This window comes from Brucella sp. NBRC 14130 (assembly GCF_040371715.1).
Lineage (GTDB): Bacteria > Pseudomonadota > Alphaproteobacteria > Rhizobiales > Rhizobiaceae > Brucella > Brucella intermedia.
In genome coordinates, this window is sequence record NZ_BAABTE010000019.1 from 40,147 (window position 1) to 60,056 (window position 19,910).

Below are 19,910 nucleotides of genomic sequence, written 5' to 3' on the forward strand. Positions count from 1 at the left end.
ATGTCCTTTTATTGATAGTAGGTTTTGCCGCGGATATTGCCGTGCGGCGGAGCCGGCTTCACGGTCTCGCTCATGGCCGGAGCTTGATCGAGACCCGATCTGAGAATGTTGGCGACAGACGAATAACTCAGCGCGTTGATCACCAGCGCCCGTTCACAAGCCAGTTCCAGCCGACCAGGTTGGTAACGGCGTGCCAAGGAAAGAATGCCTTGGGCCGATCGATAGCCCTGTTCGGGGTGGGGGCGATCACTGAGCAGGCGTTCAATAAAAGTCGCCGTATTGACCCCGACCTTGGCTGCCTCCCAGCGCAATGCCTGAGGCGTCGTGTTTGCGTAGCGCTGGTGGGCCTTTGGCATGTGTTGGTTGACCGTGACGTGGCCAGAGCGTTGCGAGCTCCGGATGTGACTTGCTATACGCTTGTGATCGCAAAAGATTTCGACGGCCCGGTAGGTTAATCGGATGTCGACCCGCTTCCCGATCAGCCCATGCGGCACAGAATAGAACGTTCTGTCGACCTCGACATGGTAATCGGGGTGGACTTTAGCGGTCTTCCATTCTGCATATTCGAAGGGCGTTGCAGGCAGCGGCTTCAACTGCGCGCGCTCTACCTCATCGAACAAGGCGCGCCGAGATTTGCCATAGCGCCGCATCGTCCGATTGTTGAGGTCTTCGATCAAAGCGCTGATGCGGACGTTCAGGTCGGCAAGGCTGAAGAATCTTTCGTTCCGGAGCCTGGCCAAGACCCACCTCTCAACAATGAGAACCGTTCCTTCCGCAGATGCTTTGTCGCGAGGCTTGCGCGGGCGTGCTGGAACCACCGTCGTATCGTAATGTTCGGCGAAAGCGGCAAAGGTCGCATTCAAGGTGGGCTCGAACCATAACGCTTTGGCGACGGCCGCCTTGAGGTTATCGCAAACCGTGGTCTTGGTTACGCCACCGAAGAAGCTGAAGGCCCGCTGGTTGGCTTCGATCCAGTCCGGCAGCTTCTGACTGAAACTGGCATAAGCAAAGGTCAACTGCGATGCGCTCAGCACTGCCACATAGATTTGTGCTGCTCGTATCTCGCCACTGGAAGGGTCAATAATCGGGACCGTGTGGCCAGCATAATCGCATTCCATCGCCACCCCGCCGACATGACGACTGCGATAGGTAGGTTTGGCACGGCTCTCATAATCGGCATACCGGCAGCAGAACCAAGTGTAGCCATAGCCGTCGGGATGAGCTTCCCGGTATTCCTGCCATAAAAGATTGAGCGTCACGCCCTTGCGCTTCAGCTCGGTGGCGACCTTGGACCAATCCGGCTCATCAGTGTCACGAGGTGGTCGGCCCATGCGCCGAAACAGGCGCTGCTCGAGAACGGCGTCTTCGTCCAGATCTGCTGGCAGGGGCCAGATCGCAAGCCCGGCTTCGCGCGCCCGCAGAAGATACGTCGAAATCGACGTCTTGCTTATCTTCAATCGCTGGGAAACGGCGCGTATCGACAATCCCTGTTCGAACGTAAGCCGCAGGATGGATCGGATATCCTTCACGTCGGTATGTCTCGCTTGCTTCCGTCTAGGCATCTTGTCCTCGCTCAAATCACGAGGTGAAAAAATGCCAGATCGGCGCTCACGAAATTCAATCTAAATCAGTCGCGAAACTGTCCGCGACTTTGCGAAATCACTGTCCCGCACTTACTGAAATCGCTGTCCGCGACTTACTGAAATCCGTGTCCCGGACTTTGTGAAACCCGCACCAGTCGGGAACTAAGTCGAATTGGCCAATCACGGCCGCAATATGGGAGAGTAGGCAATGAATCTTTTCAATCGGCGTCAATTCGGGGTTGTCGTCATGCTCGGCATGGCCGCGATCGCAGGTGCGGGCACTGCATTCGCGGAGCCGGCCAAGGGTGTGCCGGAAGCAATCGCGAAAAAAGGTGAGCTGGTCGTCGGCCTCGAGGGGACCTATCCCCCCTTTAACTATCAGGACGAGTCCGGCAAACTCGTCGGCTTCGACGTCGATTTCGCCAACGCGCTTTGCGAACGCCTCGGCCTGAAGGCGAACTTCTCGCCGACGAAGTGGGACGGTATCCTCGCCGCACTCGGTTCCGGTCGTATCGACGTGGTCATCAATCAGGTGACGATCACCGAGGAGCGCCAGAAGTCCTATGATTTCTCGACGCCCTACACGATCTCCGGTATCCAGATCATCACCCGTCCGGAACTCAAGGACACCCTGACTTCGCCCGACAAGCTCGCTGGTCATGCTGTCGGCGTCGGTCTCGGCACCAACTTCGAACAGTATCTCAAGGAAAATGTCCCCGGCGCCGATATCCGCACCTATGACGACGAGCCGACGAAGTACAACGACCTGAAGTCGGGCCGTGTCGATGCCGTGCTCAACGACCGTGTGGTCGCTGCCGACTATATGAAGAAGACCGGCGGTATCTTCGTTCCGGGCGGCGAGTCGTTCGCCAAGCAGGAACAGGGCGTAGCGCTTCGCAAGGATCCTGAGTTCAAGGCAGCTATCGACAAGGCAATCGCCGACATGCAGGCCGACGGCACCATGAAGTCAATCTCTGAAAAGTGGTTCGGCATCGACATCACGAAGTAACCCAGCACGCCCTGCGGGCTCTCCAATCTTCGAGGATGTCTACGAATGCAATCTAGTATCGATCTCATCGTACAGTCCGCCCCGTATCTTCTGCGGGGTGTGGTCTACACCATCGGCCTGAGCGTTGCCTCGATGGCATTCGGCCTCGTTTTGGGTTTTCTGATCGCTTTGGCGCGTTTGTCGCCAAAGCGGATTCTCAGTATACCGGCGCGCATCTACGTGTCGTTCATCCGCGGCACTCCGTTGCTGGTGCAGCTGTTCATCATCTACTACGGCCTACCGGAATTCGGGATTACGCTCGGTCCCGTGCCGTCCGCATTGATCGGCTTTACACTTAGCGTGGCGGGCTACAATGCGGAAATCCTCCGTTCGGCAATCTCCGCCGTGGACCGCGGCCAGTGGGAGGCAGCTTCGACCATCGGGATGACGTGGACGCAGACGATGCGTCGCGTGATCCTTCCCCAAGCGAGCCGTATAGCCATTCCGCCCCTTTCCAATAGCTTCATCGCTTTGGTGAAGGACACCTCGCTTGCCGCGACGATCCAGGTTCCCGATCTTTTCCGCGAGGCCCAGCTCATCACGGCGCGAACCTTCCAGATTTTCGCAATGTATCTCGCGGCTGCCGGCATCTATTGGGTGATCTCCACGGTACTTTCGTCGTTGCAGTGGGATCTCGAACGCCGCGCGACGCGCCACATTCAACGAAAGGCGTAACGCGATGACCAACAAATCCATGATCGAAGTTCGCGGCCTTCATAAGTCTTATGGCACGTTGCAAGTTCTGAAGGGGATCGACCTGGAGATCGCTCGCGGCGAGGTCGTCGCGGTAATCGGGCGGTCCGGTTCAGGCAAAACCACCATGCTGCGGTGTCTGAATGGACTGGAAGAAGCACAGGTCGGCACCATCCGCCTCGGTGAGCATACGATCAACTGCACTGTGCCGCTAAGCCGGCAACAGGGCGAGCTTCGCGCCCTTCGCCTTCGTGCCGGCTTCGTATTCCAGAACTTCAACCTCTTCCCACACCGAACCGCTCTTGAGAATGTGATCGAGGGGCTGGTCATCGTCAAAGGCATGGCGAAAAAAGAAGCTGAAGCGCGAGGGATGGCTCTTCTGGAGAGGGTAGGGCTTGCCGCGAGAGCAGCGGCGTATCCTTCCCAGATGTCGGGCGGACAACAGCAGCGTGCGGCCATCGCGCGTGCGCTTGCGATGGAGCCGGAAGTCATCTTATTCGATGAGCCCACCTCCGCGCTCGATCCAGAGCTTGTCGGTGAAGTGCTTGATGTCATCCGCTCGCTGGCCCAAGAGCATCGGACGATGGTCATCGTCACCCATGAAATGAACTTCGCGCGGGACGTCGCCGACCGCACGATCTTCATGGATCAGGGTGTCGTTGTCGAGCAGGCTCCGTCCAAGGAACTCTTTGCCCAGCCAAGGGAAGAGGCGACCCGTCACTTCCTGCGTCGTCTGGGATAACTCTCCCCCTCAGGCTGGCTGATTTGCCGGGCTCGCCGCGAGGCAAGCTCGGCGATTTGCGTTGACAACCCTCGAAAGTCGGGTTTCCCCGGAGGCAGCTATTGTCCTCTTGCTGCTTCTCCTCGTCTTGGTATTTGCCGGTCAAGGCACTGAATTATCGATCAATACCAATTGACAACATACTTCCTGTTATTTACCTTCGGGACGGTAAATAAATGCGTTAGCACTATATGGTGTCAGTGCCGTGCGGAGAGGAGCGTAGGCTATGGCTCATCAGGTCGTGGTGATCGGCGCCGGCATCATTGGCGCATGCACTGCACTCGCCTTGGCGGAAGACGGATGCAAGGTGACGCTCGTCGAACCCGAGGAGCCTGGCGGCCCGCAGGCGGCGAGTTATGGGAACGGTACCTGGATCAGTCCGGGCTCGATCATTCCCGTCGCGACTCCGGGACTTTGGAGAAAGCTTCCGGCCCTTCTTGCCGATCCTTCCGGTCCGTTGGTCGTGCGCTGGAAGGCGCTGCCGAGCCATTTGTTCTTCCTGGCTGGTTTCCTTGCCGCCGGATCGACCAGAAAGCGTATGGCGATGATCGCAGAAGCTCTTGCTGGGCTACTTGCTGGCGCGCCCGCGCAATACGAGATGCTTGCAGTGAAGGTTGGGCGAGTTGACTTAATCAAAAGAAACGGCCTTCTCCATACCTTTTCCGATCGCGCCGCCTTTGAAGCGGAGGCGAGTTTCTGGCGGCTTCGGCGCGAGCATGGGATTCGCTGGATCGCTTTGGACGATGACGCGTTACGCGCTTGCGAACCCCAGCTCTCCGAGCGATATCGCTTCGGGGTGCTCGTGGAAGATGGGGCGCAGTGTGTCGATCCCGGCGCGTTTGTTGCTCAGATAGTGGCGACGGCGAAGCGGTCAGGTGCAGAACAACTGAGGGCACGCGCCCTCGGTTTCGATTTCACGCCGGCTGGTCTTGCCGCTGTTCGCACGCCTGAAGGATCAATTCCCTGCGATTACGCTGTCGTCGCAGCGGGTGTCCATTCGAAGACTTTTGCGTTGGAAGTTGGTGACCAGATTCCATTAAAGAGCGAGCGCGGCTACCACGCTGTTATCAAGAATCCGAAGATCCAGCCTTGTCAGGCGGTAATGCCCGCCGACGGTAAAATGGCAATCAACATGACACCCGCAGGTGTCAGGATAGCCGGGCAGGTGGAGATCGCGGGTGTCAAGGCTGCGCCTGATTGGCGTCGCGCGGAACTCCTTGTCCAACACGCGGTAAATGCGTTTCCAGGGCTGGGAAACCGCGACGACATGATTGTTGATCGATGGATGGGGCATCGGCCTTCGATTGCCGATGGCCTGCCGGTGATCGGCCGCTCTCGCTTTTCTCGCCATGTGATTCATGCGTTTGGTCACGGTCATGTCGGCATGACGGCGGCGCCCAGAACCGCGGAGATCGTCGCGGATCTTGTCGCCGGCCGAGAGCCGAGCGTCCCGATCGCGCCGTTCTCCCCGCAACGATTTCCCTACTACCACTACAACCCTTTGTCGTAACTAACAGGTGCAGAAATATGTCCTCTCAAGCAGCCACCAATCAGATGAACGGCGCTGAAAGCCTGGTTCATTCCCTCCTGAATTCCGGCGTCGACACATGCTTCGCCAATCCTGGCACCAGCGAGATGCACTTCGTCGGAGCGCTCGATCGCATCCCAGGCATGCATTGTGTTCTCGGCCTTCAGGAGAACATTGTCACTGGCATGGCTGACGGTTATTACCGGATTGCGCGCAAGCCAGCTTGCACACTGCTCCATTGTGGCCCTGGCCTCGCAAACGGCATGGGCAATCTCCACAATGCGCGGCGTGCTCGCGCCGGCATCGTGAACATCGTTGGCGATCAGGCGACCTATCATCGCCCCTTTGATGCGCCGCTAACCGCCGATACAGAAGGGATGGCGCGGACCGTGTCGCATTGGGTTCGCACCAGCACCGACGTTGCCGAGGTCGGTCGCGATGCGGCTGTCGCAGTCCAGAACGCTCGTGCTGTTTCCGGCCAGATCTCGACGCTCATTCTGCCCGCCGACGCGTCGTGGAACCCTGGCGGCCTTGTCGCTGATCCGCTGCCCGTTCCCGCCGCTCCGCCGATTGACCCTCATGCGGTCGAAAACGTGGCACGAGTCCTTCGCTCGAACCGCAATGTCTTGATCCTCCTCGCGGATCAGGCAACGCTTGCTCCCTCTCAGCTTCTTGCATGGCGTGTTGCCGAAGCGACTGGCGCGCACCTGCTCGCTACCTACACCAATGGTCACATGCAGCGCGGCCGTGGCCGTCTTGCACTCGAACGTGTGCCCTACGGGACGGACGCCGCGATACAGGCACTGAGCCAGTACAAGCATATCGTCCTCGTCAACGCGAAAGCGCCGGTCGGTTTCTTCGCTTATCCGGGCAAGCCATCGACGCAGTATCCTTCGAATGCCCAAATCCATGTCCTGTCCCGTTTCGACCAGGATTCGGTAGCAGCCCTGCAGGCGCTCGTCGACGAGCTTGGTGCTCCGGAAGTGGCGATCCCGGATGCAGGTCCGCGTCCAGAGCCTGCGCGCGGGGCTACGACACAGGAGAACCTGGCCGTCACCCTCGCGGCGCTGATGCCCGAAAACTCGATCGTATCCAACGAGAGCATCTCGTACGGCCGCGACTTCTACAAGCTCACACACAATGCCCCAGCGCACGACTGGCTGAATCTTGGCGGCGGCGCGATCGGTGACGGCCTTCCGGTTTCCACCGGCGCCGCGGTCGCTGGTGGTGGTGATCGGCGCGTCATTAGCCTGCAGGCGGATGGCTCCGCGATGTATTCGCTTCAGTCGCTCTGGACCCAGGCCCGCGAAAAGCTGCCCTGCACGACGATCCTGCTCAACAATCGGAAGTACAACATCCTGATCGGTGAGTATAAAAACGTCGGCGCCGTTCCCGGCCCGACGGCAATGGGGATGCTTGACCTCTCGAACCCCGACCTCGACTGGATCAAGCTGGCAAACGGCATGGGTGTCGAGGCGGCACGCGCGACAACGATGGAAGAGTGCGCCGACCTGATGCAGCAGAGCTTCAAGCAGAAGGCGCCGTTCCTCATCGACCTCATCATCTAACGCCATCGATGCCCGCTTTTTGCGGCGGGCAACAACCTTCCTTTCGAAAAATTGGAGACAACAATGCTGGAAAAGAAATTGTTTTACATCGATGGCGAATGGGTGGCACCGCTGGAAGCCCGCGAACTCGCCGTTATCGATCCGTCGACCGAAGAGGCCTGCGCAGTTATCAGCATCGGTAGCCCCGCCGACGCCGACCGGGCCGTCGCGGTCGCCAAGCGTGCGTTCGAGAGCTGGTCGAAGACTGCCCCCGCCGAACGTCTCAAGCTGGTCGAGCGCTTGCTCGAAATCTACAAGCGTCGCGCGCCGGAAATGGCCCAGGCAATCAGCCTGGAGATGGGCGCGCCTATCGACATGGCGCTGGAAAAGCAAGTCGGCGCCGGCACCTGGCACATCTCGAACTTCATCACCGCATTCAAGGACTTCGAGTTCATCCGGCCGCTCGGTCCGCATGCTCCCAACGACCGCATCCTCATGGACCCGATCGGCGTTGTCGGCCTCATCACTCCTTGGAACTGGCCGATGAATCAGGTGACCCTCAAGGTCATCCCCGCGCTGCTGGCGGGCTGCACCATGGTCCACAAGCCCTCCGAGATCGCGCCGCTTTCCTCGATGCTGTTCGCGGAATACATCGACGAGGCTGGTTTCCCCAAGGGGGTCTTCAATCTCGTCAACGGCGATGGTGCTGGCGTAGGCACGCGTCTGTCCTCGCATCCCGATGTGGAAATGATCAGCTTCACGGGCTCCACGCGCGCCGGCGTCGCGATTTCCAAGACCGCAGCAGAAACTCTGAAACGGGTCGTCCTCGAGCTTGGTGGAAAAGGTGCCAACTTGGTGTTTGCCGACGCGGATGCGGAAGCGGTGAAGCGCGGTGTCCTCCATTGCTTCAACAATACCGGGCAGAGCTGCAATGCGCCAACGCGTATGCTGGTCGAACGGTCCATCTACGATCGCGTCGTTGATGAGGCGAAGGCGGTTGCGGAAAGCCTCGTGGTCGATTCCAGCCACAAGCCCGGCAACCATATCGGACCGCTTGCCTCGGAGGCGCAGTTCCAGAAGGTCCAGGAAATGATCCAGAAGGGAATCGACGAAGGGGCGCGTCTCATCGCTGGTGGTCTCGGTCGTCCGGAAGGGCATGAACAGGGCTACTTCGTCCGTCCGACGATCTTTGCCGACGCCAACAATGATATGGCAATCGCACGGGAAGAAATCTTCGGACCGGTCCTGACGATCATCCCTTTCGACACCGAAGAAGAGGCTGTCCGGATCGCTAATGATACGCCTTATGGCTTGTCGAACTACGTCCAATCCACCGACGGCGAAAGGCGTAACCGCGTCGCCTCGCAGCTCCGCGCCGGGATGATCGAAATGAATGGCAATCCTCGCGGCGCGGGTTCGCCGTTCGGCGGTGTGAAGGCATCCGGCCGGGCTCGCGAAGGCGGCATTTGGGGGATTGAAGAATTCCTCGAAGCCAAGGCGATCTCGGGCTGGGCGGGTTCGAACCCGGCTTGATCGAATGTCCAGCAGCGCATCGCAGCATAATGCGATGCGCTGCATTTCCCCGCAGCATATTCGGGACCCTTCTATGCGCTACTCCGCCCTCTCCATTTTTGCGAACGGCCTCTTCGGTAACAGATGGTGGAAGCCAGCCTGGCGCAGCCCCGAACCGAAGCCGCATTATGATGTCATCATTGTCGGAGGCGGTGGTCACGGACTTGCGACGGCCTACTATCTCGCAAAGGAATTCGGGCTCTCGAACATAGCTGTATTGGAAAAGAGCTACATTGGGTCCGGCAATGTCGGACGCAACACGACCATCATCCGCTCGAACTATCTGCTTCCGGGAAATAATCCTTTCTACGAATTCTCGTTGAAACTCTGGGAAGGGCTGGAGCGGGAACTCAATTTCAACGCCATGGTTTCCCAACGCGGCGTGCTCAATCTCTTTCATACGGACGGCCAGCGCGACGCCTTCATTCGGAAGGGAAACGCCATGCACCTCCATGGCGTCGATGCAATGTTGCTCGATCTCGATGCAGTGAAGGCAATGGCACCGTACCTGGGCTTCAACAACACGCGTTTTCCTATTCTGGGCGGGTTCCTTCAGGGCCGTGGCGGCACGGTTCGCCACGATGCCGTCGCCTGGGGCTATGCCCGCGGCGCCGACAGCCGCGGCGTCGATATCATCCAGAACTGCGAGGTCAACGGAATACGCCGCCAGGGCGGAAAAGTCATTGGCGTTGAGACCAGCCGCGGCTTCATTGGCTGCGGCAAGCTGGCATTGGCCACGGCCGGCAATTCGTCAAGGCTTGCGGAGATGGCCGGCCTCAAGCTTCCGATCGAAAGCCATGTGTTGCAGGCGTTCGTGTCAGAGGGACTGAAACCCTTCATCGACTGCGTCGTATCGTTTGGAATGGGGCATTTCTACATATCGCAATCAGATAAGGGTGGCCTGGTCTTCGGCGGCGACATTGATGGTTACAATTCCTATGCTCAGCGCGGCAATCTGGCGACCGTCGAGCATGTCGCCGAGGCGGCGAAGACGATGATCCCTTCGCTTTCGCGCGTTCGTATTCTTCGGTCCTGGGGGGGTATCATGGATATGTCCATGGACGGTTCGCCCATCATCGATCGCGCGCCAATCGAAAATCTCTATCTCAACGCGGGCTGGTGCTACGGCGGATTCAAGGCGACGCCGGCATCCGGCTATTGCTTCGCCCACTTGCTCGCTCGCGGGACATCGCATGCGACCGCATCGGCATTTCGTCTCGACCGCTTCGAGCGCGGTTATCTGATTGATGAAACCGGAAGCGGCGCACAACCGAACCTGCACTAACCCCTGCCGATCTGGATTGAACGAATGGCAAGTCTTATTCCCTGCCCACATTGCGGCGGCCGCCCAAAGGAAGAGTTCACGGTGAAGGGGGCGGCCCTTCCACGCCCAGAAACGCTGGCCGGTCCGGAAGCGTGGTTCGAGTATGTCTATTTGCGCACGAATCCCCGCGGCCGTCATGACGAGTTTTGGCACCATACAGCCGGATGCCGCCGCTGGCTGATCGTCACCCGCGACACTGCAACCCATGAAATTGAGGCGAGCCGGGATGCTACGCTCGAAGGAGAATACCCTCGATGAGCACCCATCGTCTACCGGCCGGCGGTCTCATCGACCGTGCCGCACCACTAGCATTCACCTTCGACGGTAAGTCGATGCATGGCTTTGCCGGTGACACGTTGGCATCGGCGCTTCTGGCCAACGGTCGTCAACTTGTCGGTCGCAGCTTCAAATATCATCGTCCACGCGGCATCCTAACAGCCGGTGCCTCCGAGCCGAACGCGCTGGTTACGGTAGGCCGCGGCGGGCGCTCTGAGCCCAATACGCGGGCCACGACGCAGATGCTGTACGCCGGTCTGGAAGCCTCCAGCCAGAACCGGTGGCCCTCCCTTGAATTCGACTTTGGCGCGGTGAACGGCCTGCTCTCTCCCTTCCTGGGGGCCGGTTTCTACTACAAGACCTTCATGCGGCCGTCGTGGTTCTGGGAAATGGTCTACGAGCCGCTGATCCGGACAGCCGCGGGTCTCGGAAAAGCGTCGGGCAAAGCGGATCCAGATCGCTTTGAAAAGACCTGGACGCATTGCGATCTTTTGGTGATCGGCGGTGGTCCCACCGGAATAGCGGCGGCCTTGACTGCCGCGCGATCAGGTGCGCGCGTTGTGCTCGTCGATGAGCAGGCAATGATTGGCGGCTCGTTTCTTTCGGAAACCGCAACGATTGGCGGCGTGTCAGCTCCGGAATTCGTGCGGCAAGCCGTGGGCGAGCTGAACTCCTTCCCCAATGCGCGGGTGCTGGCCAGTACGACCGTATTCGGTTGGTATGATGGTAACGTTTTCGGCGCGGTGGAGCGCGTCCAAAGGGGGGATAGTGTTGCCGATGCCGGCCGGCTCGCGGAAAGGCTCTGGCGCATCGTTGCCAAGAAGGCGCTCTTGGCCAGCGGCTCGGAGGAGCGCCCACTCGTCTTCGGCGGGAATGACATTCCAGGCGTCATGATGGCGACGGCAATGCGAACCTATTTGAATCGCTTTGCTGTTGCACCGGGTACTCGAACTGCGATCTTCACGACGAATGATAGCGGCTATGCTCTCGCGCGCGATCTCGAAGCGAGGGGGCAACCGGTTGTTGCCGTTATCGACAGCCGAAGTGACGCGAACCCGCCATATTCCGGTGAATTCCGGGTCATCCGCGGTGCGGTGGTTTCGGACGCTCACGGCGGCAAGAGGTTATCTTCAGTCGATATCTGGAACGGCAATCGGAGAGAAAACCTGAAGGTCGATGCCTTGGCAATGGCTGGAGGTTTTAGCCCAATCATACACCTTGCCTGCCACCGCGGCGGCAAGCCCGATTGGTCTGATCAGTATGCGGCATTCCTCGCACCGGAATTGAGCGGGCTCGTCGTTGCGGGCTCTTGCGATGCTATTTCCGGGATCGCCGCATGTCTGGACGATGGTGCTGCAAAGGCAGCGAGTCTCGTCGGCGATCTTGGTTTTCGCGTAGGGCAGCAGGATTTTGGCACCATCGAGGATGATATTGTTGTCCCGCCGGCGCGCGCCTTGTGGTCGATTCCACGTATCCGCGGTAAAGCCTTCGTGGATTTTCAGAATGACGTTCACCACAGGGATCTCGGTCTTGCGGTCCAGGAAGGCTATGGCCATGTCGAGCACGCGAAGCGATACACGACCAATGGGATGGCAACAGATCAGGGCAAGCTGTCGAATGTGAACGCGATCGGTCTCCTTGCCGACGCGCGCGGCGTGTCCCCTAGAGAGGTCGGCACAACGACATTTCGCCCGTTCTATACGCCTGTCTCCTTCGGATCGCTAGCGGGTTCCTACCATGGGGAGCATTTCCAGCCGGTCCGGAAGTCGCCGCTCCACGATTGGGCGGCAAAGCACGGCGCCGTGTTTGTAGAATCCGGTCTATGGTATCGCTCCGCCTGGTTCCCGCGTGACTACGAAACGACCTGGCGGGAGAGCGTCGATCGAGAGGCAACCAATGTTCGGGCGAATGCCGGCCTTTGCGATGTTTCCATGCTTGGCAAAATAGAGGTCCTCGGAACAGATGCGGCGGAGTTTCTGGACAGGGTGTACTCGAATGGCATGCGCAAGCTGCCCATCGGGAAAGCGCGCTACGGCCTCATGCTGCGCGAAGACGGTATGATCTACGATGACGGAACCGTCAGCCGGTTCTCTGAAGACCATTTCTTCATCACCACCACGACAGCCTATGCAGCAGGCGTTCTGAACCATCTCGAATTTTGCGCCCAGGTTTTATGGCCGAATCTCGACGTTCATCTTTCGTCGTCTACCGACCATTGGGCGCAAATGGCGGTTGCTGGACCCCAGTCACGAAATATCCTGCAGCAGATCGTTGATGAAGACCTGTCGAATGCGGCGTTTCCTTTCCTCGGCGCTAGGGAGGTATCACTTTTCCAAGGTCAACTTCATGGGCGGCTGTTCCGCATCTCCTTCTCAGGGGAACTTGCCTATGAACTTGCGGTGCCCGCAGGTTACGGCGAGAGCGTCGCCGATGCGCTGATGATCGCCGGCCAGAACCACGGCCTTCAACCCTATGGGGTCGAGGCGCTCAGCGTGCTCAGGATCGAAAAAGGCCATGTAACCCATAGCGAGATTAACGGTACAGTCGTTCCGGCTGATCTCGGCTTTGCCAAGATGGTCTCGCCTTCCAAAGCGGATTTCATCGGCAAGCACATGCTGGCGCGCGAGGGCCTCCGTGACCCGGAGCGGCCGCAACTTGTCGGGATCGTTCCCCTTGATCACCAAGCGACAATCCGGAGTGGCGCGCACATCCTCGAAAAGAATGCGTCGTGGACGCTGGAGAACGATCAGGGCTATGTGACCTCGACGGCGTTCTCACCGCATGTCGGCTCCAAGATCGGGTTGGCCTTGGTCAAGCGTGGGGCGGCTCGACATGGGGAAGAGGTGATCGCCTACGACAGCCTTCAGCAAGAATTCACTCCCTGCCGGCTTTGCAGCCCGGTCTTCTACGATTCAGAAGGTGAAAGACTCCATGGCTGAGGCTGGTATCAAACATCGGGCCGTCCTTGCTGGTCTAAGACCGATCAACGTGAAGCAAGTCGATCTTCGTGCTTTGCCGGAGGGGTCGATCATTCAAATTCTAGCCCGAAAGGGAGCCGGTGATCTCGCACCGCTCCTGGCAGACCTCACGGCCGACAAAGAGTACGAGGTTCGACCGGCCGCGCCGGGCGAGTGGCTTCTCGTCGGGAATACTGCTTTGGCGCGGGAGGAACTGGACAGTCTTGAAGCAAGTATTCATGCGGTAGGATATGCCGTTGACCAGAGTCATGGGCGCGTTCGCCTATCGCTTGCCGGACCGGCCGTCGAGGACGTCCTTGCAAAGGGAAGCGCGGTCGACTTCGACGCCGCCGCATTTCCGATTGGGAACTCCACGGTGACGCTGATCGGTCATGTTTCCGTTCACCTTACCCGCATGAAGGACAGCGGATTCGAACTTATCGTCGGGCGCAGCCTTGCAGAGGGTCTTTGGCAGGACTTGGCTCGCATGTCCTCCGAACTCGTCTGATAACCCCATATCCCAGGAAGAGAATTTCAATGTCGCACTCGGGCAAGAAAATCGGAACCAATACGCAGCTTGGCCACGCCGGCTATGATCCGCTGTCATTTCATGGCTTCGTCAACCCGCCGATCGTGCGCGCCTCCACCGTTCTGTTTCCGGATGCCGAGACGCTTGCAAGCGAGAACCAGAAATACACCTACGCAACACATGGCACGCCGACGACTGATGCTCTTTGTGCGGCGCTGACGGAACTCGAAGGTGCTGCCGGAACAGTTTTGGTGCCGTCCGGACTGGCCGCGATCTCTGTCCCGCTTCTGACCTTTCTCTCGGCGGGGGATCATGTGCTTATCACCGATTCCGTCTATGGCCCGACCCGTCGGTTTGCGAACGAGGTGCTGCCGCGAATGGGGGTCGCGGTCGAATACTACGACCCGTTGATCGCCGGAGATATCGTCTCTCTGTTTCGCCCGGAAACGAAGGTTGTGTTCTTGGAGACGCCCGGCTCGAACACCTTTGAGATGCAGGACGTGCCGGCGATCGTCGCGGTGTGCAAAGAACGCGCTATCGTCACGATGATCGACAACACCTGGGCGACGCCCCTCTTTTTCAAGCCCATCGGCATCGGCGCGGATATCGTAATCCATGCGGCAACCAAGTATTTTGGAGGACATTCAGACGTTCTGATGGGAACGGTCTCCGCCAACGAGGCATGCTGGCCGAAACTCAATCGCGGGCACATGGTTCTCGGCATGTGCGTAGGGTCTGACGATGCATATCAAATCCTCCGCGGCTTGCGGGGGATGGGCCGAAGGCTCGACACGCACCAGCAGTCAACGCTTGCCATTGCCAATTGGCTCGAAGGCCACCCCAAAGTCGAGCAGGTCTACCACCCTGCTCTTGGAGGCAATCCTGGTCACGCAATTTGGCGACGCGACTTTTCCGGCTCTACCAGCCTTTTCTCGTTCGCCCTGCCGCGTGGAGCAAATCCAAAGAGCTTCCTGAATGCATTGGAGATCTTTGGCCTTGGCTATTCCTATGGTGGCTATGAGAGCCTTGCGGTTCAGGTCGGCCTCTCCGACCGAATTGTTCGACGGCCTGATTTTGAGATGTCGATCATCCGCCTCCAGGTGGGACTTGAGGATGTGAACGATCTGATCGACGACCTTGATCGTGGATTCGTGGCGGCTTTCACATGACCGAAACGGCGGAACTCCCCGAACGCGAGAGTATGGAATTCGACGTGGTGATCGTCGGTGCAGGGCCGGCGGGCCTGTCGGCGGCGATCCGTCTGAAGCAGGTCAATCCTGACCTGACGGTGGTGGTGCTGGAAAAGGGCTCGGAAGTCGGTGCCCATATCCTCTCCGGCGCGGTCGTCGATCCGATCGGCATCGATCGTCTGCTTCCCGACTGGCGCGAGGATGGCGACCATCCGTTCAAGACCGAGGTGACGGACGACCATTTCCTGTTCCTCGGCCCCGCCGGCTCCGTCCGCCTGCCGAATGCCTTCATGCCGCCCTTGATGAACAATCACGGCAACTACATCGTCTCGCTCGGCAATGTCTGTCGGTGGCTGGCGACCAAGGCGGAAGAACTCGGCGTCGAGATCTATCCCGGCTTTGCCGCGACTGAAGTGCTCTACAACGACGAGGGCGCGGTGATCGGCGTCGCCACCGGCGACATGGGCATCGAGCGCAATGGCGAGCCCGGCCCGAACTACACCCGCGGCATGGCGCTGCTGGGAAAATACACGCTGATCTCCGAGGGCGTGCGCGGCTCGCTCGCCAAGCAGCTCATCGCGAGGTTCGATCTCCAGAAGGACCGCGAGCCTCAAAAGTTCGGCATCGGCCTGAAGGAGCTCTGGCAGGTGAAGCCGGAGAACCACCGTCCCGGCCTCGTGCAGCACTCCTTCGGCTGGCCGCTCGGCATGAAGACCGGCGGCGGTTCCTTCCTCTACCATCTCGAAGACAACATGGTCGCCGTCGGCTTCGTGGTGCATCTCAATTACAAGAACCCCTATCTTTATCCTTTCGAGGAGTTCCAGCGCTTCAAGACGCATCCGGCGATCCGCGGCACCTTCGAGGGCGGCAAGCGGCTCTCCTACGGCGCGCGCGCCATCACCGAGGGCGGCTACCAGTCGGTGCCGAAGCTGTCCTTCCCCGGCGGCGCGCTGATCGGCTGCTCGGCCGGCTTCGTCAACGTGCCGCGCATCAAGGGCAGCCACAATGCGGTGCTGTCCGGCATGCTCGCGGCAGAGAAGCTCGCCGATGCCATCGCGGCCGGCCGCGCCAACGACGAGCCGATCGAGATCGAGCAGGGCTGGCGCGACAGCGCCATCGGCTCGGATCTCAGGAAGGTGCGCAACGTCAAGCCGCTTTGGTCGAAGTTCGGCACGGCCGTCGGCGTCGCGCTCGGCGGCCTCGACATGTGGACGAACACGCTTCTCGGCTTCTCCTTCTTCGGCACGCTGAAGCACGGCAAGACGGATGCGCAGAGCCTCGAACCGGCGGCGAAGCACAAGCGCATCGATTATCCCAAGCCGGATGGCGTGCTGACCTTCGACCGTCTGTCGTCGGTGTTCCTGTCGAACACCAATCACGAGGAGGACCAGCCGATCCATCTCCAGCTCAAGAACCCGGATCTGCAGAAGACGTCCGAGCTCGACGTCTATGCCGGCCCGTCCACCCGCTACTGTCCGGCGGGCGTCTACGAATGGGTGGAGAAGGACGGTGAGCAGGTCTACGTCATCAACGCGCAGAACTGCGTGCACTGCAAGACCTGCGACATCAAGGACCCCAACCAGAACATCAACTGGGTGCCGCCGCAGGGCGGCGAGGGGCCGGTCTATCCGAACATGTGAGCCAAACCCTGGCCGAAAAAGTGAATCCCACCAAGAATATGGTGGTCGCGTCTCACTCCATTGGAGATTTGCGTGCGATCACCAATTTGCGAAGGCGAATATCAACGAAGGATATGAACATGGACCAGTCTTTGCTTGGGCAGACGATCTTGGTTACTGGTGCCTCGGGAGGGATCGGAGCAGCGGTAGTGGAGCGACTCGCGTTGGAAGGTGCGAGACCGATCATTCACTACGGAAAGGATGAGGGCAGAGCGCAGAATCTGCTGGCCAGGATTGGAGGCAATGGTCTCATCGTGCAAGCAGACCTGTCTGAAGCCGAGGGAGCTTTCGCGCTTTGGCGGAAATCGGTTGATTTTGCAGGTCGTGTTCACGGCCTCGTCAACAATGCCGGAATCCGCTCAGAAATTTCCATAGAAAGTTCGGCGGCTGACTGGAGGGCCGTGTGGCAGAGGGAATTCCAAATCAATCTCTTCGCTGCGGCCGATCTTTGCAGGGAGGCAATCCTTCATTTCAAAACCGAAGGCGGTGGGCGCATCGTGAACATTGCCAGCCGTGCTGGCCAGCGCGGTGGTGCTGCGGATTCGATGCCTTACAGTGCTGCAAAGGCAGCAATGATCAATCTCACCAAGTCAATTGCCCGTAGTTTCGGCCAGGACGGCGCATCCGCGGTGTGCATCGCACCCGGTCTGGTCCGGACCGATATGGCCGAGCATTTCTTAGCCACGCAAAGCAGGGAAGCAGCGATAGGAGACATACCTATCGGCGACATAGCTGAACCCAAAGAAATCGCGGATCTTGTCGCCTTCGTTCTGCGCTATGGTCAGGACTCGCTGAACGGCGCAACGCTTGATGTCAATGGCGGTAGCTACATTCGTTGACTAACTGGAATATAGCAGTCGCACGCCATTACGATGAGAATAGATAGAATGTTAAACATCGCATTATCGGTTCGTCGGTGTGTGATGTCGATCTATTTGTCGGAGAATGCCGATGCGATATCTTTTTGAACTTTCTTGACCGCCCGTTTTTTTGCGGGCGTGTCGTCGAACAAGGTCAATATCCTGTCGAGTGACCTCTCAGCGTCTGCCTGTCGTTCTGCGCTCTTCATCATTGCAGATTTAAAGTCAGGTCCGTCGCCTCCAATATCACCATCAGGATGGTCGCCGTAGCTCTCTCCTTCCCGTGCAGCATTTGCACCATCAAGAGTTGGAGTAGGCATCGATTTCCTCTGTGGCAGGTTCGCGGCTCCGGAACTCCTCGCGACAAACTTTGCCCCGGCGATCGAAGGCGCTGGGAAGAGCTGATCAGAGGTTGGAGCAGCCTCGAAAATTTCATTGGCAGTGCCGGTCATGCCATTGATACTCTGCTCGCTATTCGGCATGCGCTCTCGCAACCATGCCCGCTTCGTCAATTCACGATCAGCGTAGTAAAAATTGCGAACGCCCAATATGGGCTGCTGGTTTCGCAGCTTGATAATGCACCGGGTCTCGTTCATCGCACCCAGCTCGTCGGGCCGCATGAGCGGACGCATCGAGGTCTTGTGAGACATTGTCGCGCCCTTGCGGTCGAACAGGGTCACGCCAGTCGAAATCGCCTTGTCGACCGTGACTTCCTTCCGTTCGCCGAGGAGCTGCGACACATATCGCTGATCCTCCGGATCCTGCGCTCCGAGAAAGATTTGAGCGCGGGCAGAGTTGACGAGAGTCTGTCGGCCCTCACGGGTATAAACATTGTCGATCGAGCGCAGGGACTGGACGAAGAACCAGCATGGAATGCCATAGCCGCCGAGGACGGTGGCAACGGTGAGGGCATTTTCCAATTTGCCGAGGTTCTGGAATTCATCGAGCAGGACAAGAACGCGGCGCTCGCCGCGCTTCATCATGTTGCGCGACATGTAATCCATGAACTGGACCATCAGCACGTTGAAGATCGGCCCGATCGAGGCGATCTGCTGAATACGGAAATCCAGATAGAGGCTCATGTTTTCGCGGCGCATCGCACGGATGTCGAAGGTCGATCGTGCAGTTGCACGCAAAATGCGGTTGTTCTTGAAGGGGCGCACCGCTGCCGCAAGCGAGCCATAGACCCCATCGAACTGCTTGCTTGCCATGACGGCGAAGCGGGCGAGGGTGGTATAGGTGAAGGAGCTGATCCATTTGGCGCGAAGCTCGGGATTAGCAACCTCCTCCAGCCATTCGCGGAGCGGCTGATCGCCACCCTCGACGACATTGAGGACGGTCCCAAGATTCTTGTCCTTGTCGAGAATATCGGGATTCTCCAGCACCCAGGACGTTACACCGGCGAACAGCGCACGGGCATCGGAGATCCAGTAGGCATCACCCTTGGGCGTCGGAAGCAGAGCGGTCGCAATCGAGTTGATGTCGATATCGCGCTGGTCCGGATCGATGGCCACGAAATCCAGCGGGTTGTAGCATTCGGTGTCGCCATTCTCATCCGCTGGCGAAAACCGCAGCACGCGCGAAAATTTCGACCGATAACCCGCTGTTGCCTCGTAGGTTTCGCCGCGCATGTCGAGCACGACAATGCTGTCGGGCCAGAGAAGGCAATTTGGGACGATCAGCGAGGCACCCTTGCCCGATCGCGGCGGACCGATCACAAAGCCGCCAACGTCATCGCCATCGATCCAGAGCTTCTTGCCGCCGAAGAGCATGGGTTTCACGAAACGGCGCCGGCCGGAGCCGCGTTGCGTGAAACCGCCCGGCACCTTGACCAGGCGGCCTCCGATCCGGCCGACGAACACGCCGCCCGTGCGGGTGAGCCCGAGAGCGCGGGCCTCCAGCGTGTTGAGGAAGCGTGCATCTGTCGACTTTTTCTTGCCGGTCATCGCGGCGATGAGAATTACGACGCCGGCGATCATGCCTGTAGCGCCCGCGATCGCAGGCCGCTGCCAGTCGCCAACGGCGAGATCGAGGCGCGCCGCCCGATAGGATGCCAGCAGATCGTCCTGTAGCGCCCGGAACATCCAGGTCGAATTATCGAAGGCATAGTAGAGACCGGCATAGGCAAGAGAGGAAACGAATGCCGCGATTGCCACGGCAATAACCAGGCCGAACAGCAGGATTGCCGGGTTCACAGCACATCCCCCTTGGTGAACACGATTTCCGAGACGACGCGCCGCCCATCGGGAAAGCGATACAGCTGGACGACGATAGGTATGACCTCCTTCAGGTAGTCGATGATTTCTCGCTTCCTCAGCGCTACGCCACTTTGCATGACCATAA

General features: G+C 59.1%; 15 protein-coding genes. 13 read left to right on the forward strand and 2 right to left on the reverse strand.

Annotation, left to right across the window (positions count from 1 at the left end):
* Positions 1–8 precede the first annotated feature (8 nt).
* Positions 9–1,562, reverse strand: a complete 1,554-nt coding sequence (gene istA / locus ABWW28_RS24530) for an IS21 family transposase (RefSeq protein ID WP_052820766.1) — start codon at positions 1,560–1,562, stop codon at positions 9–11.
* Between the two features lie 229 nt (positions 1,563–1,791).
* Between istA and tcyJ the strand changes: the two genes are divergently transcribed.
* From tcyJ to ABWW28_RS24595, 13 genes are all read left to right on the forward strand, one after another.
* Complete coding sequence (gene tcyJ, locus ABWW28_RS24535) at positions 1,792–2,592, forward strand: cystine ABC transporter substrate-binding protein (RefSeq protein ID WP_353392608.1); 801 nt, start codon at positions 1,792–1,794, stop codon at positions 2,590–2,592.
* Between the two features lie 45 nt (positions 2,593–2,637).
* Positions 2,638–3,306 (forward strand): cystine ABC transporter permease, encoded by a 669-nt coding sequence (tcyL, locus tag ABWW28_RS24540; RefSeq protein WP_234189819.1) that lies wholly within the window; start codon positions 2,638–2,640, stop codon positions 3,304–3,306.
* Between the two features lie 19 nt (positions 3,307–3,325).
* Positions 3,326–4,066: an amino acid ABC transporter ATP-binding protein gene (locus ABWW28_RS24545; RefSeq protein ID WP_234189857.1), complete on the forward strand. Its 741-nt coding sequence runs from the start codon at positions 3,326–3,328 to the stop codon at positions 4,064–4,066.
* Between the two features lie 265 nt (positions 4,067–4,331).
* Positions 4,332–5,615, forward strand: a complete 1,284-nt coding sequence (locus tag ABWW28_RS24550; RefSeq protein WP_234189820.1) for an NAD(P)/FAD-dependent oxidoreductase — start codon at positions 4,332–4,334, stop codon at positions 5,613–5,615.
* Between the two features lie 17 nt (positions 5,616–5,632).
* Positions 5,633–7,201, forward strand: a complete 1,569-nt coding sequence (locus tag ABWW28_RS24555) for an acetolactate synthase large subunit (protein WP_234189821.1) — start codon at positions 5,633–5,635, stop codon at positions 7,199–7,201.
* Between the two features lie 63 nt (positions 7,202–7,264).
* Positions 7,265–8,713 (forward strand): aldehyde dehydrogenase family protein, encoded by a 1,449-nt coding sequence (locus ABWW28_RS24560; protein WP_234189822.1) that lies wholly within the window; start codon positions 7,265–7,267, stop codon positions 8,711–8,713.
* A 73-nt stretch (positions 8,714–8,786) separates the two neighbouring features.
* Entirely contained in the window at positions 8,787–10,037 is a 1,251-nt protein-coding gene (locus tag ABWW28_RS24565; protein WP_234189823.1) for a sarcosine oxidase subunit beta family protein, read from the forward strand.
* Positions 10,038–10,061: 24 nt separating this feature from the next.
* Positions 10,062–10,334 (forward strand): sarcosine oxidase subunit delta, encoded by a 273-nt coding sequence (locus ABWW28_RS24570; protein ID WP_234189824.1) that lies wholly within the window; start codon positions 10,062–10,064, stop codon positions 10,332–10,334.
* Complete coding sequence (locus tag ABWW28_RS24575) at positions 10,331–13,291, forward strand: sarcosine oxidase subunit alpha family protein (RefSeq protein ID WP_234189825.1); 2,961 nt, start codon at positions 10,331–10,333, stop codon at positions 13,289–13,291. The genes ABWW28_RS24570 and ABWW28_RS24575 overlap by 4 nt, the downstream gene beginning before the upstream one ends.
* Positions 13,284–13,817: a sarcosine oxidase subunit gamma family protein gene (locus ABWW28_RS24580; protein ID WP_234189826.1), complete on the forward strand. Its 534-nt coding sequence runs from the start codon at positions 13,284–13,286 to the stop codon at positions 13,815–13,817. Before ABWW28_RS24575 ends, ABWW28_RS24580 begins: the two co-directional genes overlap by 8 nt.
* Positions 13,818–13,846: 29 nt before the next feature.
* On the forward strand, positions 13,847–15,007 hold the full coding sequence (metC, locus tag ABWW28_RS24585) for a cystathionine beta-lyase (RefSeq protein WP_234189827.1): 1,161 nt from the start codon (positions 13,847–13,849) through the stop codon (positions 15,005–15,007).
* Positions 15,004–16,668, forward strand: a complete 1,665-nt coding sequence (locus tag ABWW28_RS24590) for an electron transfer flavoprotein-ubiquinone oxidoreductase (RefSeq protein WP_234189828.1) — start codon at positions 15,004–15,006, stop codon at positions 16,666–16,668. Before metC ends, ABWW28_RS24590 begins: the two co-directional genes overlap by 4 nt.
* A gap of 113 nt (positions 16,669–16,781) precedes the next feature.
* Positions 16,782–17,546 (forward strand): SDR family NAD(P)-dependent oxidoreductase, encoded by a 765-nt coding sequence (locus ABWW28_RS24595; RefSeq protein ID WP_234189858.1) that lies wholly within the window; start codon positions 16,782–16,784, stop codon positions 17,544–17,546.
* 92 nt (positions 17,547–17,638) lie between these two features.
* On the opposite strand, the gene ABWW28_RS24600 is transcribed toward ABWW28_RS24595, so the two are convergent.
* On the reverse strand, positions 17,639–19,762 hold the full coding sequence (locus tag ABWW28_RS24600; protein ID WP_234189829.1) for a type IV secretory system conjugative DNA transfer family protein: 2,124 nt from the start codon (positions 19,760–19,762) through the stop codon (positions 17,639–17,641).
* Between the last annotated feature and the right edge of the window lie 148 nt (positions 19,763–19,910).

What these genes read in the sequence shown, in the direction of transcription:
- ABWW28_RS24565 (WP_234189823.1), top strand. Translation starts at nt 8,787, where the DNA reads ATGCGCTACTCCGCCCTCTCCATTTTTGCGAACGGCCTCTTCGGTAAC.
- ABWW28_RS24555 (WP_234189821.1), top strand. Translation starts at nt 5,633, where the DNA reads ATGTCCTCTCAAGCAGCCACCAATCAGATGAACGGCGCTGAAAGCCTG.
- istA (WP_052820766.1), bottom strand. Translation starts at nt 1,562, where the DNA reads ATGCCTAGACGGAAGCAAGCGAGACATACCGACGTGAAGGATATCCGA.
- ABWW28_RS24575 (WP_234189825.1), top strand. Translation starts at nt 10,331, where the DNA reads ATGAGCACCCATCGTCTACCGGCCGGCGGTCTCATCGACCGTGCCGCA.
- ABWW28_RS24590 (WP_234189828.1), top strand. Translation starts at nt 15,004, where the DNA reads ATGACCGAAACGGCGGAACTCCCCGAACGCGAGAGTATGGAATTCGAC.
- metC (WP_234189827.1), top strand. Translation starts at nt 13,847, where the DNA reads ATGTCGCACTCGGGCAAGAAAATCGGAACCAATACGCAGCTTGGCCAC.
- ABWW28_RS24595 (WP_234189858.1), top strand. Translation starts at nt 16,782, where the DNA reads ATGAACATGGACCAGTCTTTGCTTGGGCAGACGATCTTGGTTACTGGT.
- ABWW28_RS24545 (WP_234189857.1), top strand. Translation starts at nt 3,326, where the DNA reads ATGATCGAAGTTCGCGGCCTTCATAAGTCTTATGGCACGTTGCAAGTT.
- ABWW28_RS24580 (WP_234189826.1), top strand. Translation starts at nt 13,284, where the DNA reads ATGGCTGAGGCTGGTATCAAACATCGGGCCGTCCTTGCTGGTCTAAGA.
- tcyL (WP_234189819.1), top strand. Translation starts at nt 2,638, where the DNA reads ATGCAATCTAGTATCGATCTCATCGTACAGTCCGCCCCGTATCTTCTG.
- tcyJ (WP_353392608.1), top strand. Translation starts at nt 1,792, where the DNA reads ATGAATCTTTTCAATCGGCGTCAATTCGGGGTTGTCGTCATGCTCGGC.
- ABWW28_RS24570 (WP_234189824.1), top strand. Translation starts at nt 10,062, where the DNA reads ATGGCAAGTCTTATTCCCTGCCCACATTGCGGCGGCCGCCCAAAGGAA.
- ABWW28_RS24550 (WP_234189820.1), top strand. Translation starts at nt 4,332, where the DNA reads ATGGCTCATCAGGTCGTGGTGATCGGCGCCGGCATCATTGGCGCATGC.
- ABWW28_RS24560 (WP_234189822.1), top strand. Translation starts at nt 7,265, where the DNA reads ATGCTGGAAAAGAAATTGTTTTACATCGATGGCGAATGGGTGGCACCG.